The 13,390-nt window shown below is 65.2% G+C and carries 22 protein-coding genes; 6 read left to right on the top strand and 16 right to left on the bottom strand.

The genetic code is table 11. The features are described 5' to 3' along the window. Positions 1–5: 5 nt before the first annotated feature. From QW861_RS07680 to nifH, 8 genes are all read right to left on the bottom strand, one after another. Complete coding sequence (locus QW861_RS07680; RefSeq protein WP_316192883.1) at positions 6–1,112, bottom strand: electron transfer flavoprotein subunit alpha/FixB family protein; 1,107 nt, start codon at positions 1,110–1,112, stop codon at positions 6–8. A 36-nt stretch (positions 1,113–1,148) separates the two neighbouring features. Beyond that, on the bottom strand, positions 1,149–1,994 hold the full coding sequence (locus QW861_RS07675) for an electron transfer flavoprotein subunit beta/FixA family protein (protein WP_316174146.1): 846 nt from the start codon (positions 1,992–1,994) through the stop codon (positions 1,149–1,151). A 261-nt stretch (positions 1,995–2,255) separates the two neighbouring features. Then, positions 2,256–2,594 carry a nitrogenase stabilizing/protective protein NifW gene (gene nifW / locus QW861_RS07670; RefSeq protein ID WP_316183885.1) on the bottom strand — a complete coding sequence of 113 codons (339 nt, stop codon included), beginning with the start codon at positions 2,592–2,594 and terminating at the stop codon, positions 2,256–2,258. Beyond that, positions 2,591–3,382 (bottom strand): serine O-acetyltransferase, encoded by a 792-nt coding sequence (gene cysE, locus QW861_RS07665; protein WP_315825159.1) that lies wholly within the window; start codon positions 3,380–3,382, stop codon positions 2,591–2,593. Before cysE ends, nifW begins: the two co-directional genes overlap by 4 nt. Before the next feature lie 2 nt (positions 3,383–3,384). Further along, positions 3,385–4,524, bottom strand: coding sequence for a homocitrate synthase (gene nifV / locus QW861_RS07660; RefSeq protein ID WP_315752865.1), 1,140 nt, complete (start codon positions 4,522–4,524; stop codon positions 3,385–3,387). A gap of 316 nt (positions 4,525–4,840) precedes the next feature. Beyond that, the gene (gene irrA, locus QW861_RS07655) at positions 4,841–5,335 is read right to left on the bottom strand and encodes an iron response transcriptional regulator IrrA (RefSeq protein WP_315713082.1); all 495 of its coding nucleotides are present in this window, start codon (positions 5,333–5,335) and stop codon (positions 4,841–4,843) included. 17 nt (positions 5,336–5,352) lie between these two features. Next, complete coding sequence (locus QW861_RS07650) at positions 5,353–6,087, bottom strand: nitrogen fixation protein NifQ (protein WP_315752864.1); 735 nt, start codon at positions 6,085–6,087, stop codon at positions 5,353–5,355. Between the two features lie 83 nt (positions 6,088–6,170). After that, positions 6,171–7,058, bottom strand: a complete 888-nt coding sequence (gene nifH, locus QW861_RS07645; protein ID WP_315713086.1) for a nitrogenase iron protein — start codon at positions 7,056–7,058, stop codon at positions 6,171–6,173. A 419-nt stretch (positions 7,059–7,477) separates the two neighbouring features. On the opposite strand from nifH, the gene QW861_RS07640 reads away from it, so the two are divergent. Next, on the top strand, positions 7,478–7,909 hold the full coding sequence (locus tag QW861_RS07640) for a response regulator transcription factor (protein WP_315713088.1): 432 nt from the start codon (positions 7,478–7,480) through the stop codon (positions 7,907–7,909). Position 7,910: 1 nt separating this feature from the next. Beyond that, the gene (locus QW861_RS07635) at positions 7,911–8,330 is read left to right on the top strand and encodes an ArsC/Spx/MgsR family protein (RefSeq protein WP_315752863.1); all 420 of its coding nucleotides are present in this window, start codon (positions 7,911–7,913) and stop codon (positions 8,328–8,330) included. 19 nt (positions 8,331–8,349) lie between these two features. Here the strand turns inward: QW861_RS07635 and QW861_RS07630 are convergent, their stop codons facing one another. Genes QW861_RS07630 through QW861_RS07620 form a run of 3 tightly spaced genes read right to left on the bottom strand, consistent with a single transcriptional unit; the run spans position 8,350 to position 9,320 of the window. Beyond that, a complete protein-coding gene (locus QW861_RS07630; RefSeq protein ID WP_315752862.1) occupies positions 8,350–8,712 on the bottom strand; it encodes a (2Fe-2S) ferredoxin domain-containing protein in 363 nt (120 codons plus the stop codon). Continuing rightward, positions 8,709–9,038: a Grx4 family monothiol glutaredoxin gene (grxD, locus tag QW861_RS07625; protein ID WP_315752861.1), complete on the bottom strand. Its 330-nt coding sequence runs from the start codon at positions 9,036–9,038 to the stop codon at positions 8,709–8,711. The genes QW861_RS07630 and grxD overlap by 4 nt, the downstream gene beginning before the upstream one ends. Positions 9,039–9,086: 48 nt before the next feature. Beyond that, on the bottom strand, positions 9,087–9,320 hold the full coding sequence (locus tag QW861_RS07620; RefSeq protein WP_006609694.1) for a BolA/IbaG family iron-sulfur metabolism protein: 234 nt from the start codon (positions 9,318–9,320) through the stop codon (positions 9,087–9,089). 272 nt (positions 9,321–9,592) lie between these two features. Here QW861_RS07620 and QW861_RS07615 point away from each other — a divergent pair, with 272 nt between their 5' ends. From QW861_RS07615 to QW861_RS07600, 4 genes are all read left to right on the top strand, one after another. Continuing rightward, entirely contained in the window at positions 9,593–10,084 is a 492-nt protein-coding gene (locus tag QW861_RS07615; RefSeq protein WP_316169744.1) for a hypothetical protein, read from the top strand. Positions 10,085–10,172: 88 nt separating this feature from the next. Further along, positions 10,173–10,535: an iron-sulfur cluster assembly protein gene (locus QW861_RS07610; RefSeq protein WP_315752901.1), complete on the top strand. Its 363-nt coding sequence runs from the start codon at positions 10,173–10,175 to the stop codon at positions 10,533–10,535. Positions 10,536–10,571: 36 nt separating this feature from the next. Further along, entirely contained in the window at positions 10,572–11,330 is a 759-nt protein-coding gene (locus QW861_RS07605) for a dienelactone hydrolase family protein (protein ID WP_315752859.1), read from the top strand. Positions 11,331–11,356: 26 nt separating this feature from the next. Beyond that, positions 11,357–11,599 carry a hypothetical protein gene (locus QW861_RS07600; protein WP_315752858.1) on the top strand — a complete coding sequence of 81 codons (243 nt, stop codon included), beginning with the start codon at positions 11,357–11,359 and terminating at the stop codon, positions 11,597–11,599. A 259-nt stretch (positions 11,600–11,858) separates the two neighbouring features. Here the strand turns inward: QW861_RS07600 and QW861_RS07595 are convergent, their stop codons facing one another. From QW861_RS07595 to QW861_RS07575, 5 genes are read right to left on the bottom strand one after another with little or no spacing between them, the layout of a single operon-like run. After that, a complete protein-coding gene (locus tag QW861_RS07595; protein ID WP_315752857.1) occupies positions 11,859–12,317 on the bottom strand; it encodes a group II truncated hemoglobin in 459 nt (152 codons plus the stop codon). Positions 12,318–12,333: 16 nt separating this feature from the next. After that, positions 12,334–12,501 carry a hypothetical protein gene (locus QW861_RS07590; protein ID WP_315752856.1) on the bottom strand — a complete coding sequence of 56 codons (168 nt, stop codon included), beginning with the start codon at positions 12,499–12,501 and terminating at the stop codon, positions 12,334–12,336. Next, positions 12,498–12,830 carry a DUF6156 family protein gene (locus tag QW861_RS07585; protein ID WP_315752855.1) on the bottom strand — a complete coding sequence of 111 codons (333 nt, stop codon included), beginning with the start codon at positions 12,828–12,830 and terminating at the stop codon, positions 12,498–12,500. The genes QW861_RS07590 and QW861_RS07585 overlap by 4 nt, the downstream gene beginning before the upstream one ends. 13 nt (positions 12,831–12,843) lie before the next feature. Continuing rightward, a complete protein-coding gene (locus tag QW861_RS07580) occupies positions 12,844–13,056 on the bottom strand; it encodes a hypothetical protein (protein WP_315752854.1) in 213 nt (70 codons plus the stop codon). Between the two features lie 12 nt (positions 13,057–13,068). Beyond that, positions 13,069–13,377 carry a 2Fe-2S iron-sulfur cluster-binding protein gene (locus QW861_RS07575; RefSeq protein ID WP_315752853.1) on the bottom strand — a complete coding sequence of 103 codons (309 nt, stop codon included), beginning with the start codon at positions 13,375–13,377 and terminating at the stop codon, positions 13,069–13,071. Positions 13,378–13,390 lie beyond the last annotated feature (13 nt).

The raw sequence follows: 13,390 nt of genomic DNA, 5'->3' as shown, positions 1-13,390 counted from the left end.
GGTGCCTAGCTTGCGATGCGATCGCGCGAATGCGGCGACAGACGCGCGCGGAATGCCTCCGTCAGCGCGGGCAGCAGCCGGATCGCATCGGTGACGATGCCGACATGCGCGAAGTCGAAGATCGGCGCGTTCTTGTCGGTGTTGATGGCAACGATCAGGTCGGCGCCCTCGACACCGACCCGATGCTGGATCGCGCCGGAGATGCCCGCGGCGATGTAGAGCTTGGGCCGAATGGTCTTGCCGGTCTGGCCGATCTGGCGATCCGAGGTCACCCAGCCCTTCTGCACCAGCGGCCGCGAGCAGCCGAAGTCGGCGCCGAGCACCGCGGCGAGCCCCTTGACGAGCTGGAAGTTCTCCGGCGAGCCAAGCCCGAGCCCGCCCGCCACGACGATGTCGGCATAGGCGAGATTGGACTTGGCGGAATCGCGATCCGGAATGAAGGACAGCACCTTGGTGACGATGTCCTCCTCGACGAGGCCGAGCTTGTGCTCGATGATGCGACTGGCGGGTTTCTCGACGCGGTCCGGCATCGGCATCACGCGCGGGCGGACGGTGGCCATCTGCGGCCGATAGTTCAGCGTGTAGATCGTGCAGAGCAACGAGCCGCCGAAGGTCGGACGCGTCGCGGCCAGCGAGCCGTCGGCATCGACGTCGAGCTCGGTGCAGTCGGCGGTCAGACCCGTGAGCAGCGTTGTCGCGACGGAGCCGGCGAGGTCGCGGCCGAGCGTGGTGGCGCCGAGCAGCAGGATCTCCGGCTTGAAGGTGTTGACGACGTCGGTCAGCGCCTTGGTGTAGGCTTCGTTGCGATAGTCGGCGAGAACGCCGTCCGCGACGATGTAGGCGAGGTCGGCGCCATAGCAGAACGACTCCGCGGCAGCGTGCTGCACGGCTTCTCCGGGAGGACCGATCACGACGGCCGCGAGATCGACCTTCAGCTTGTCGGCGAGCTTGCGTCCGGCGCCCATCAGCTCCCAGGATACCGGGTGGACCTGGCCGCGCTCCTGCTCGATGAACACCCAGACGTGCTTGTAGGCCTTGAAATGCTCGGGCAGCTCCTTCTTGGTCGCGGCGCGACCGGCTGCGGCGGGCGGTGCTTTGGTGGGTTCGCTCATGATCGTCGTCCCTTGGTCCGTCAAAAGCCGTCTGGATCAGAAGCCGTGCGCTGACGTCGTCAGCTCGGCTTCGAGCTTCGGCTGCCGCTTGAACAATTCCTCGATCAGCGCGTCGGCCGGTGCGCGGTTCGAGAAGTCGACCATGGTTGCCTTCTCCGCCCGGGGGGACGGCGCGAAGACCCGCTTCACGATGGTCGGCGAGCCCTTCAGGCCGCACTTCGAGATGTCCTCGACGCCGGCGTCCTTGGCGCTCCAGGTGACGATCTGAGCGCGCGCCGCACGGAGCGCATCGGCCATGGCGCCGCGGCGGATCTCGTTGGTCGCCTCGAGCATCGTCACCAGGCATGGCAGCTTGGTCTTCAGCACTTGAACGCCCCCCTCGGAGCGGCGCTCGGCTTCGATCGTGCGCGCGACAGGATCGACCTCGCGGATCTTCGCCACATAGGTCAGTTGCAGCAGGCCCAGCCGCTTGGCGATGCCCGGGCCGACCTGCGCGGTGTCGCCGTCGATCGTCTGCTTGCCGGTGAACACGATGTCGGGCGCGCCAAAGGTCTCGCTGACCTTGCGAATGGCTGTCGCCAGCGCATAGGTGGTCGCCAGCGTATCGGCGCCAGCGAAGAAGCGATCGGTCAGCAGCACGGCGCGGTCGGCGCCGTAGGTCAGCGCCCGGCGCAGCGAGTCCTCGGCGGACGGCGGTCCCATGGTCAGCACCGTCACTTCGCCGCCGAACTTGTCGCGCAGTTGCAGCGCCGCCTCGAGCGCGAACAGATCGTAGGGGTTGATGATGGTTGGCACACCCTGGCGCATGATGGTGTTGGTCACCGGATGAACGCGGATCTGCGCGGAGTCCGGAACCTGCTTGATGCAGACGACGATATGCATGCGATCACTCCGGGTGTGTAGTCCTGCGATCAGGACAGCAATTGTCGTACCAGTTTCGGCCGCGATGATTATCGGCACGGATTCAACACCTTGGCGCATGAACCCGATCTGCTTCTGAAAACTCGCCGACGAGGTCCGACACGTCGCAAGCAACACGCGTCGGGAATGCGACAGGAACTTGAAAGCGCACGGCTCGCCTGAAAGCAGAAGCGCCGCCAGTCGTGCCGGCGGCGCTGGTGGGAGCGATCGTCAGTTCATGCGCTACTTGAGCGTCGTCAGCGACACGAACGGCTTTGGAGCCGGCTTCGGCGGCGCCACCGCCTCCTTGAGCACCTTGAACACCCGCTGATCGAGCGGCGTCGAGACGAGGAAGTCCTGATAGGCCCGCTCCAGGAACGATTTGCAGCGGGCTGCGACGTCCTCACTGGAAGCGCCGGAGAAGTCCTCGCTGACGAGGTACTGCCCCATCCGGCGGAGGATATGCAGCCGGCAGACGTTGAGCACCTTGGGATCGTAGTCGACACCGAGCAGCTTGAAGAACTCCTCGGCCGCGGAGGTCTTCTTCAGTTCGTCCAGAACGTTCGGCGTTGCCGCAGTCATTGCTTTGCTCCTTGACTCGAAATCGGATCAACCTCGCAGAGAGAGGTCGGCGCCGGAGGCGGCGGTCCCTGACGCATCCTCTGCCTGGTGTGAGCGAGCTGCGCCTCGAGGAATTCGATCCGGTCCAGCATCACGGAAAGGGCTTCACCGACCGGATCAGGCATCAAATGATGGTCCAGATCGATCCGTCCGACGGTCCGCCGATGGGTGAACTCAGGCCGCACCACCTTGGCGGGGATCCCGACCACCGTGACGTCGGGCGGCGTGCTCTGGATGACGACGGAGTTGGCACCGACGCGGGTCCGCGGACCGATGGTGATCGGTCCGAGAATCTTGGCGCCGGCGCCGACGACGACACCGCTGTCCAGCGTCGGATGCCGCTTGCCTGGCGACCACGACGTACCTCCCAGGGTGACGCCGTGATACAACGTGACATCGTCGCCGACCTCCGCGGTCTCGCCGATCACGACGCAGGCGCCATGATCGATGAAGAAGCGGCGGCCGATTTCGGCGCCCGGATGAATGTCGACATTCGACAGGAAACGTCCGAGCCACGACAACAAGCGCGCCGGAAAACGCCAGCCGCGGATCCACAGCCGATGCGCCAGGCGGTGCCAGATCAGCGCGTGAATGCCGGGATAGGTCAGCAGTGTCTCGATTTCGCTGCGCGCCGCCGGATCGCGCGAGCGGACACACGCAATGTCCTCGCGGATCAGGCGAAGCAGCGAAGGCCGGCTCGCCTCGACGACGATCGGCTCTGCAATGGGGGTATCGACGATGTCGCTCATGATCAGGCAAAGCTCGCCAGCGGGTGATCGCAGACTTCGCGCCAGATGGCCGCAACGGCCTCCTTCGGCACCGGCCCCTTGTGAGCGACGGCATGCCTGCGCACCCGCGCCAGGATGCGCTGGGCCTGGTCGGCGCTCGCCGGCAGCCGCAAATCCGACAGCAACGAGGTGATCGCCGACAGCCCGGAATGCTTCCCGATCACGATCCGATTGGAGCGGCCGAACAGTACCGGATCGAGCGCCTGGTAGGTGTGCTGATCCTTCAGCAGGCCGTCGACGTGAATGCCGGATTCATGGGTGAAGACGTGCTCGCCGACGATGGCCTTGTTGAGTGGAATGGCGCGTGCCGCGGCGGCCGCCACGACATTGGCGACGTGATCGAGCTCGGCCAGCACGATGCCGGTCTCGCGCCGGTAGAGCTGCCGCAGCGCGACCGCGACCTCTTCCAGCGGGGCATTGCCGGCACGCTCGCCGAGGCCGATCACGGTGACCGACGCATGGGTCGCGCCCGCCTTGACCGCCGCCAGCGTGTTGGCGGTGGCAAGACCGAGATCGTCATGGCCGTGAAACTCGATCTCCAGGTCCGTGGTCGCACGCAAGGCGCCGACCAGGGCTGACGTCGCGTCGGGATCGAGCACGCTCAGTGTATCGGCGACGCGGAAGCGTCGGGCACCGAGCGACTTCGCGGTCGCGATCACCTCGGCGAGAAAGCCGACATCGGCGCGCGACGAATCCTCACCGCCGACGGCAACGGCCAGTCCGCGGCTTCGCGCATAGCCGACCACGCGCTTGAGCAGCTCCAGCGCGGCGCTGCGGCTGCCGCCGAGCTTGGCGGCGATCTGCACGTCGGATGTCGGGATGGAGACATTCACCATCGAGACGCCGGCCGCGATCGCCGCATCGACATCCGCCTCGCGCATCCGGCACCAGCCGATGATGGTCGCGGGCAGACCGGCCTCGACGATCGCCCTGATCGCCGCGATCTCGTCGGCCCCCATCGCCGGCGTGCCGGCCTCGATCTCGGGAACGCCGGCACGGGCGAGCGCACGAGCGATCGCGACCTTCTCTCCGAGGGCGAAGGCGACGCCCGGCGCCTGTTCGCCGTCGCGGAGCGTGGTATCGTTGAGGATGACCCGGGGCATCGGGCTCCCCGAGGCTGTGCCCCCGTGGGCAGAGCCGGCATCTCGGGCATTCCTAGACCCGCGCTGTCCGGAGACGTCTGGCATTCACTCGCTCCGTCGCAACCTGTGTGCGGCCGCCAGAAGCACGACGCTCCATTGCGGCCTGCCATTCACTCAGCAACGGCCATGCCACCGCCGGACACCACGCCAATCAATTGATTATCCAATTGTTTTTCCATTGCCCCGGATTGTCGGATTCGTAACAGCGTCGGACATCGAACGTCGACGCAGAGAGACATGCCCGCGCAGCGCCAAGCCGCGGCGACCTGCGCTGCCGTCAGGCGTGACGCCTGCGGCGCAGATGAATGACGATGTCGATCCGCTCCATGCCATAACCCGGCAGCGGCTCGGGCATCTGCTCGAACGCGACCTGTCCGGGCACATCGACGAGCGCGCCTTCGTCCTCGTAGAAGAAGTGCGGGTGCACGGTCGTATTGGTGTCGAAGAACGATTTCGAGCCGTCCACGCCAATTTGGCGCAGCAGGCCCAGCTCCACGAACTGGTTGAGCGTGTTGTAGATGGTGGCCTGCGAGATCTTCATGCCCGAAGCAACGGCTGCGGCATAGAGCGCGTCGGCGGTGATGTGGCGGTCACCGCCGCCGAACAGAATCCGGCTCAGTTGCTGACGCTGCTGGGTGGGGCGCAACCCGGCCCGGCGCAGCGCGTCCTCGCATCGACGCATCAGGATCTCGCCAGCTTCGCAGGTCTCCGCCTGAGGACAACGTCCGCCGTCGGAGTTGCACGGGGATCCAAGCTGGCTGTCCATCAACATCGTCACGGTCCTCGAACTCACATCGCGGCGCCCGCCGCCTCCCGCAGCGCCACCTCGCGCCGCCGTTCGGCCATCCGGCTCTCGCCGCTCTCCTCGCCGAAGCAGAGCTGGAAGTCGTTGCACTGGGTACAGACCGGCGTCGTGCACATCACGAAGCCATCATCCTCGCACAGCATGCGGTAGAAGAAGCGCTTCCAGCGCATGTTGCTGGTGTTGCGGCTCGCCAACGGCGCGAAGTGGCGCATCAGCAGGCGCGACAATTCGGAGCGCTCGCGCAGGCCCAGGTCTTCCCAGAGATGGTTGGGCTCCATCGCGCGACGCGCCACCATGGCCGCGAGCCAGCGGCCGACCTCGCCGTCCGTGGAGCGCTGCGCGGCGAGCAGATCGCGCACCATCGTGATTTCGTCCTCGTCCGGCGCGGCCGCGGCCCCGGTGATCGGCAGCCATGAGGAGTCGATCGAGGCTGCCGGAAACAACTGCGCCAGCAGTGCGATCAGTTCGACGGTCGAAAGCCCCGCGCGCTCCGCCAGCGCGCCATGCTCCATCGCTGAAACGGCGAGAACCGATGCGATGACGTGACGATCGAAACCGATGTCACTGTCGATCAGCGCCTCGTCGGGATCGACGCCGGTCAGCAGGCGGTAAATCTGGCGGCCGTGATGCCGCGCGTTCTCTTCGCAGGAGCCGCTGCGCGGCGACGGTTGCAGGCCGGCAGCGACGGACTCCGAGACGCCCACGATTGCGATGGTCATAGCTTGATCCCCTGCCGCGCGCCGACGGGACATGCGATGAGGTACCGGCCTTCCGACGGGAGGAAGGCCGGTACCAAGACTGCTTAAGCCGTTGCGGCGAGTTCGGCGGCAGTCTTTCCGATCTGGGTTTCGTCGACGGCCTTCATGATGCCGTGCTCCATCAGCATGTCCTCGAGCTCGTCCATCGTGATCGGGGTCGGGATGATGCCCTTGCCGCCGTTGTTGTGGATCTTCTGCGCCAGCGAGCGGTAGTGCCCGGCCTGGACGGAATCCGGCGCATATTCCAGCACGGTCATGCGGCGCAGCTCGGCGTGCTGCACGATGTTGTCGCGCGGCACGAAGTAAATCAGCTGAGTACCGAGCTTCTTGGCGAGAGCCTCCGCCAGCTCCAGCTCCTTGTCGGTCTGACGCTCGTTGCAGACCAGGCCGCCCAGGCGCACGCCGCCGGAATTTGCATATTTCAGAATGCCCTTGGAGATGTTGTTGGCGGCATACATCGCCATCATCTCGCCGGACATCACGATGTAGATCTCCTGCGCCTTGTTCTCGCGGATCGGCATCGCGAAGCCGCCGCACACGACGTCGCCGAGCACGTCGTAGGACACGTAGTCGATGTCCTCGTAGGCGCCGTTCTCTTCCAGGAAGTTGATCGAGGTGATGACGCCGCGGCCGGCGCAGCCGACGCCCGGCTCCGGACCGCCGGACTCGACGCAGCGGATGTCGCGATAGCCGACCTTCATGACCTCCTCGATCTCGAGGTCCTCGACGCTGCCGGCGGCAGCAGCCAGGCTCAGGATCGTGTCCTGCGCCTTGGCGTGCAGGATCAGGCGGGTCGAATCCGCCTTGGGGTCGCAGCCGACGATCAGGATCCGATGACCCATCTCGGCGAGCGCCGCGAGCGTGTTCTGCGACGTCGTCGATTTGCCGATGCCGCCCTTGCCGTAGAATGCGATTTGTCGAAGTGATGACATTCTGCTCTCCATCAACCGATTGCCAATGTCGCGCCCGCGCTGCTCGCGAGGCGTGACCGCGTCCTCTGTGTGTCCGAACCGGCAGACGGGTTGTTGGGAAGGAGAGCATCGCTCGTCCGGAGCGTCGGCGTGCACTCAGCCCTCAACCATTGCCTGAACCCGGTTTTGCAACGGCTGTGCCAGCACGCGCACAGGGCCAAAACGATCATGTTTTAAAGGAGATGCGGAGCAATCCGGGCGCGATTGCGAGTTGTTGCAAACCCGACATCGGAATGCTTCGCAAGATGCGACGACGCGCGGCGCTGTCCGAAACGACACAACAGCGGTAGCTTTTCAGCCGGGCGGTGCCCGGAACGAGATTTGCTAGATCCCCTCTGCAGCCCTGCGGCACAGACGCTGACAACGTTGAGGAGGATGCAATGCAGATCGGAGTGGAGACGGCCAAGGCAGTGGACCAGCGGCGCGTGTTCGTGATCGACGACGACGAGATCACGCGCGCGGCCCTGCAGTTCATGTTGCACGATGAAATCGAGACCCACGAATTGGCGACGCCGGAGGAGGCGTACGAGAAGGGCGTCGACTGGCTGGCACCGAACGTGGTGCTGCTCGGGGTTTCCTTCCTGAAGCAACGCGGCCCCGAGCTCGTCCGCGAGATCCTGGCGAAGTTCAAGGGCGTGCGCATTCTGATCGTGACCGCCAAGGCCGACGAGGCGATCGCGATCGAAGGTCTCAAGGCCGGCGCGCATGGCGCCGTGGTCAAGCCGCTCACGATCGAGGCGGTGCGCAAGAAGGTCGACACCATTCTCGGCCGCGCCGGCGGCGCGCAGCTGGTCCAGCTCGGCGGCGCCTGACGTGACGACCGTCGTCTTCTACGAGAAGCCGGGCTGCGGCACCAACGCCCGGCAGAAGCTGATGCTGACGCGAGCAGGCCACGATGTCATCGCCAGGAACCTCTTGACCGAACCCTGGACGGGCGAGAGGCTGCGCACATATTTCGCCGGGACCCCCGTCTGGGCCTGGTTCAATCCGGCCTCGCCGCGCGTGAGATCGGGAGAGATCGAGCCAGAGACGATCGAAGCCGTCGCGGCCATCGACCTGATGCTCGAGGATCCGCTGCTGATCCGCCGGCCATTGATCGAAGCCGGCGGCCGGTGCTGCGCCGGCTTCGATCGTGAACCCGTCATCTTGCTGCTTCGGCAGGGCGACGGTCTGGAGGATGTCCAGGGCTGCACGCGTCCGGATGGGTCGACACCTTGTCCGGAGCCGCGTTGAGCGGCTCCATTCTGCAAGCTCAGCGCTTCAACACCATGACCAGGCGATCGACACGCTTGCCCTGCTTGAAGTGGGATTCGACGATCTCGTCGATATCCTCCGGCTTGGTCGGTCGATACCAGACGCCGTCCGGATAGACCACCATCATCGGTCCGGCGCTGCAGAAGCCGAAGCAGCCGGCGGCGGTGACGCCGATATCCGTCAACCGCTGCGCCTCGATGGTCTTGGTCAGCCGGTCCCACAGCGGCTGCACGCCGAGCGCGCCGCAGCTGCCGCGCGGATGCCCGGGCGGGCGCTGCGTCAGGCAGACGAAGGCGTGATGTTTGTAGAGCTGCGGAATCTCGAATGCGTCATCCGCCTCGGCGACATCGGCATCGCTCATGACGCAGACGCCTTGATGCCCTTGTCGGCGAGCAGGGTCGCGAGCTCACCGGCCTGGAACATCTCGCGCACGATGTCGCAGCCGCCGACGAATTCGCCCTTCACATAGAGCTGCGGAATGGTCGGCCAGTTGGAGAACTCCTTGATGCCCTCGCGGATGAAGGGATCGGCGAGCACGTTGACGCTCTCGTAGGCCACGTCGAGCTTGGCCAGGATCTGTGCCACCGCGGCGGAGAAGCCGCATTGCGGCGCCGCCGGCACGCCCTTCATGAACAGCACGATGTCATTGCTGTCGATCAGCTTCTGAATGCGTTCGGATGTCGACATAGACTGGATCCTTTCCCTGAATGCGACCGATCAGCCCGGCCGCAACGATCATTTCGGCAATGACGTCTCGAGCGCCAGCGCATGCAGCACGCCGCCCATCTGGCCCTTGAGAGCCGAATAGACCATCTGATGCTGTTGCACCCGGCTCTTCCCGGCGAAAGCCTGTGAGGTGACGCGCGCCGAATAATGGTCGCCATCGCCCGCCAGATCCTCGATCACGACGACGGCATCCGGGAACGCCTCCTTGATCAGACGCTCGATGTCCGTTGCTGCCATCGCCATCGCTGCCACTCCCGCTGGATTGATGAAGGCCTCATGCAAGCTCCGAACCAGTGATTTGCTCGCCGCAATCGCCGTCTCGCCGGCATCTGACGACGCGTCCACGCCAATTCGCCAAGCGTTGCGTCGTCTTTGCGACATCGGCCGCGGCGGAGCGAAGAGGCGACGTGCAAAATCCAACATCGGCCCGCTCTTCCGCCCGCCTCGTACCGGCTCCGGCGCTGCTGCACCCGCGCGAAAACGGTCCGCGTCTTGCAGTGATTTGATCGAGGTCAATGCAGATGCTCGAACTCGTCAGCGAACCCGACACGATCAACTTCGGCGATCTGCCGCAAGAGATCGATGCGCTTTTGCAACAGGGCGTGGCGGCGTATCGCCGCGACCACGCGCAGGCGGATCGGCTGTTTCGCCAGGCGCTGGCGGCCGCTCCGCAGCAGCTTCCGACCTACTTCTGTCTGTACAAGATTCACACCTATCAAGGCCATCTCGACGAGGCAGAGGCGGTCGCCGAGCTGGGCCTTGCGGAAGCGGCGCGCCAGGCCGGCTGGCCACGGGATTGGCGGCACTGGACGCCGCATGATCCGCTGCCGGATGGCGCCGGCCGCTTCGCGCTCTACACGCTGAAGGCCCTAGCCTTCATCCATCTGCGCAAGACTGATTCCGACGGAGCAGCCGAAATGCTCGCGGCGCTGCGGCGACTCGATCCCACCGGCGCCGTCGGATGGCCGGTCGTCGCCGCGCTGGCCGAGGGGCTCGGTTCGGAATGAGGCGACGCCATGCATGAGCGAAACATGACTCGAATTCCAACGACCATCCCCCGGTGCGAACCAGGATCATGAGAGGAACCAACGCATGATGACCATGCACGCCCCGCCCCCTCCTTCCCCGGCGCAGAACGCCGTAGCGACCGGCTCCCAGAGTGCAGCCGAGAGCGTGATTGCAGCGTTGCGAACGGTCTATGACCCGGAGATTCCGGTGAACGTCTACGATCTCGGGCTGGTCTATCGAATCGCGCACGAGGGCGGCGGCGCGGTCGAGATCGACATGACCCTGACGGCGCCCGGCTGTCCGGTCGCAAGCGAGATCGTCCGAATGGTGGAGGACGCCGTACAGGCCGTCGACGGTGTGGTGTCGGTCAAGGTCACCCTTGTCTTCGAGCCGCCATGGGACAAGTCGCGCATGTCCGAAGAGACCGCCCTGGAGCTGGGTTTGTTGTAACGCGCGCCAACCGCGCAACGGAAGCAGGAGCATCACATGCCTACGGCGAGCACGATCAAGCTGACCGCCAGCGACGGCCATACCTTTCAGGCGTTTCGTGCCGATCCCGCCGACGCGCCAAAGGGGGCGATCGTCGTCCTGCCGGACGGCGCCGACGCTGCCGGCAAACTACGCAAGGTCGCCGATACTTTCGCCGCGAGCGGCTATGTCGTGATCGCGCCGGAGCTGTCGCCTCCCACCGCGATCGAAGCGGCAACGGAGGGCGAGCCGGCCGAGAGCGTGCCGGATCCGGCAGCACCGCTGCTCGCCGAGATCCAGTCAACGGTCGACAGCGTCAAGGACTGCGGCAAGGTGGCGGTGGTCGGCTTCGGCGCCGGGGGCGGTCTCGCCTATGACGCGGCCAACCGCGTCTCCGGCGTGGCCTGCGCAGTGAGCTACTACGCGACCGGTGTCGTCAACGCGGCCGGCGCCAAGCGCAAGATTCCGACGCTGCTCCATTTCGGCGAGGCCGACATCGTCGTGCCGTTCGCGGAGGTGACCATGTTCCGCGCCTATCATCCCGAGGTCAGCGCGTTCTCCTATCCGAATGCCGCGCATGCGTTCGACGGTGACGGCGAGACCTATGATGAATCTGCAGCTACGCTGGCACATGACCGGACCCTGGCGTGGATCTCGCAATATGTCGTCGGGCAGCCGCCGATCACGCTGAAGAACGCCGGCGCCTATGCGCTCGCCAAGACCGACAAGAAAAAGAAGAAGAAAGCCGACGACGACATGGGACCGCTGGCCGATTGACAATCCGATGGAGTGAGAGCACCGCGATGCTGCCGACCACCATCCTGATCGACGAGCGGCCACGTTGCGTCGTGCGCCCCAACGACACCAAGGATCTCAACCGCTTCATCCGCAACGGCAAGCCTTTTCTGCTTGCCGAGGTGCCGGACGGCAGAATCACGCATCGCAATGCCAGCGAGGTCGAGATGATGCAATGGCAGAACGCCCTGGCGCTGCACCGCGCCTGGGGCGGCGACGACGAGACCTTCTTCGGCGTGCCGTTGTATTAGCTGGATTGCGTAAGGTCGGCAAAGGCGCCACGGACGGCAGTGAATTGCACCGTCGGAAGATCGCCGTGCCCACCTTTCTGGTCCATCTTTTTCTGGTCCATCTTGCAGGCGAGACCGCCGGTGGGCGCGTTTCGCTTGGTCCAGCCTACGTGTCACGCCCTCTCCGTCATTGCGAGCGCAGCGAAGCAAGCCAGGGTAACGCGGGCGACTCTGGATTGCTTCGTCGCCTTCGTCTCCTCGCGATGACGTCACCGCAGGCTCACGGCCGCGCGGCCCGAGCATCGTGCGGGTTGCCGGCGTGGTTGCGCATCCAGTCGGCGAGCTTGGTCATGGCGGCGTCGACATCCTGACGGGCCTTGACGTCGCTGACAGTCTCCTCGAGCGCGCCGCGCATGCACAGCAGCCAGGCGTCGCGCTCGGCATTGCCGATGGCAAAGCCCATGTGACGCTGGCGCAGCCGCGGATGGCCCTTCTCGGGCGAATAAAGCTTGGGGCCGCCCAGCCATTCGGAGAGATAGCGCTTCAGGATGTGCTTGATCGGCCCGAGATTGCGGCCGTGCATGTCGCGGATGCCCTTGGCCTCCGGCAGCGTATCCATTCGGTGGTAGAAGGATTCGACGAGACGGTCCACGACAACCGCTCCGCCGATCCGCTCATAGGGGGTCGCGACCGGCCCTGCGTCCGGAGTTCCGGTCTCTGAAGTCCCAGCGTCCGCCATCCGACCAGTCCGCCCTCTACTCATCCAAGCTCGGCTGCAGGATCACCTCGGCCGGAGCGCCCGGGCCCTGCTCGTCCACAAGCTGAAGCGCATCGACACGCGACAATCCGCCGCCGCTGTCCATCAGCACGATAGCGTCCTTCGGCATGCTGGCAAGAGCCTCGATCAGCTTGGCGACAGTCACGAGGCCTCCTTCACCGACGCATCCTGACCGGCGATGGGCGCGCCGGTCTCGTCAAAATTCAGCGTCACCGGATCCTCGTCGAGCATGACGATCTCGGCCCGGCTCAACGCCCCGCTGGCATGGTAGCTGTAGCTGTGCGTGAGCTCGATCTCGCCATAGACGATCTTTTCGAATCCGGTCAGCACGCCCGCGGCATCGAAATAGCCGCGGATGAACGTGTTGCGGTTCGACAGCTGCTCCGGCGCAATCGCAGTCACCAGCCGCAGCGGCAGCTTGACGCCCGTGTAGGAGACGAAGAATCGGCACGCCTGTCCCGCATCGGTGCTCATGCTGCCAACCGCGTCACGAAACAGCCGCGGTCTTCAGGGCCTCGATCTGCTCACGAGCCACCTTGAACACGCCGCGGCCGCCGGCGAAGGTCTGATAGGCCTTCATGCCGATGGCCTCGCTGAGCTTGTCGAACCACTGCTGCGGCGTCAGCTCGACCGGCCGCTCGCTGATCTCGGCGACCGTGCCATCATTGGCAAAGCGGACATGAAGCGTCAATTTGTCCATGTGATCCTCCTGTTACAGGCCCGAGCCGAAGCCCAGGAGTTCGATCTTGACGTTCTCGGTGCCAAGAATGGTCGCCTGACAGGCGAGCCGCGACTTCGAGCCGACGCCGACGATGGTGTCGAGCTTCTCGTTCTCCAGCTTGGTGACCTTCGACACGCCCTTGCGTCCCTCCTGCAGGAAGATGTGGCAGGAACCGCACTTTGCCTGGCCCTCGCATTTGTGCGGGATCTCGACCTCGGCGCCGAGCAGCGCTGCCAGAATGGTGGTGCCCTCGCCCACCTCGATCGTCTTGCCGGAGGGCATTACCGTCAATGTCGCCACTTGGATTCTCCTT

The sequence above is a fragment of the Bradyrhizobium sp. SZCCHNRI1029 genome, assembly GCF_032487555.1.
In the GTDB taxonomy this organism is placed as follows: domain Bacteria; phylum Pseudomonadota; class Alphaproteobacteria; order Rhizobiales; family Xanthobacteraceae; genus Bradyrhizobium.
This window is presented reverse-complemented; position numbering and strand designations above follow the sequence as displayed.

Excerpts from the sequence above, each read along its gene's own strand:
- QW861_RS07680 (WP_316192883.1), bottom strand. The coding sequence starts at position 1,112 with ATGAGCGAACCCACCAAAGCACCGCCCGCCGCAGCCGGTCGCGCCGCG.
- QW861_RS07675 (WP_316174146.1), bottom strand. The coding sequence starts at position 1,994 with ATGCATATCGTCGTCTGCATCAAGCAGGTTCCGGACTCCGCGCAGATC.
- nifW (WP_316183885.1), bottom strand. The coding sequence starts at position 2,594 with ATGACTGCGGCAACGCCGAACGTTCTGGACGAACTGAAGAAGACCTCC.
- cysE (WP_315825159.1), bottom strand. The coding sequence starts at position 3,382 with ATGAGCGACATCGTCGATACCCCCATTGCAGAGCCGATCGTCGTCGAG.
- nifV (WP_315752865.1), bottom strand. The coding sequence starts at position 4,524 with ATGCCCCGGGTCATCCTCAACGATACCACGCTCCGCGACGGCGAACAG.
- irrA (WP_315713082.1), bottom strand. The coding sequence starts at position 5,335 with ATGTTGATGGACAGCCAGCTTGGATCCCCGTGCAACTCCGACGGCGGA.
- QW861_RS07650 (WP_315752864.1), bottom strand. The coding sequence starts at position 6,087 with ATGACCATCGCAATCGTGGGCGTCTCGGAGTCCGTCGCTGCCGGCCTG.
- nifH (WP_315713086.1), bottom strand. The coding sequence starts at position 7,058 with ATGTCATCACTTCGACAAATCGCATTCTACGGCAAGGGCGGCATCGGC.
- QW861_RS07640 (WP_315713088.1), top strand. The coding sequence starts at position 7,478 with ATGCAGATCGGAGTGGAGACGGCCAAGGCAGTGGACCAGCGGCGCGTG.
- QW861_RS07630 (WP_315752862.1), bottom strand. The coding sequence starts at position 8,712 with ATGAGCGATGCCGATGTCGCCGAGGCGGATGACGCATTCGAGATTCCG.
- grxD (WP_315752861.1), bottom strand. The coding sequence starts at position 9,038 with ATGTCGACATCCGAACGCATTCAGAAGCTGATCGACAGCAATGACATC.
- QW861_RS07620 (WP_006609694.1), bottom strand. The coding sequence starts at position 9,320 with ATGGCGATGGCAGCAACGGACATCGAGCGTCTGATCAAGGAGGCGTTC.
- QW861_RS07615 (WP_316169744.1), top strand. The coding sequence starts at position 9,593 with ATGCAGATGCTCGAACTCGTCAGCGAACCCGACACGATCAACTTCGGC.
- QW861_RS07610 (WP_315752901.1), top strand. The coding sequence starts at position 10,173 with ATGACCATGCACGCCCCGCCCCCTCCTTCCCCGGCGCAGAACGCCGTA.
- QW861_RS07605 (WP_315752859.1), top strand. The coding sequence starts at position 10,572 with ATGCCTACGGCGAGCACGATCAAGCTGACCGCCAGCGACGGCCATACC.
- QW861_RS07600 (WP_315752858.1), top strand. The coding sequence starts at position 11,357 with ATGCTGCCGACCACCATCCTGATCGACGAGCGGCCACGTTGCGTCGTG.
- QW861_RS07595 (WP_315752857.1), bottom strand. The coding sequence starts at position 12,317 with ATGGCGGACGCTGGGACTTCAGAGACCGGAACTCCGGACGCAGGGCCG.
- QW861_RS07585 (WP_315752855.1), bottom strand. The coding sequence starts at position 12,830 with ATGAGCACCGATGCGGGACAGGCGTGCCGATTCTTCGTCTCCTACACG.
- QW861_RS07580 (WP_315752854.1), bottom strand. The coding sequence starts at position 13,056 with ATGGACAAATTGACGCTTCATGTCCGCTTTGCCAATGATGGCACGGTC.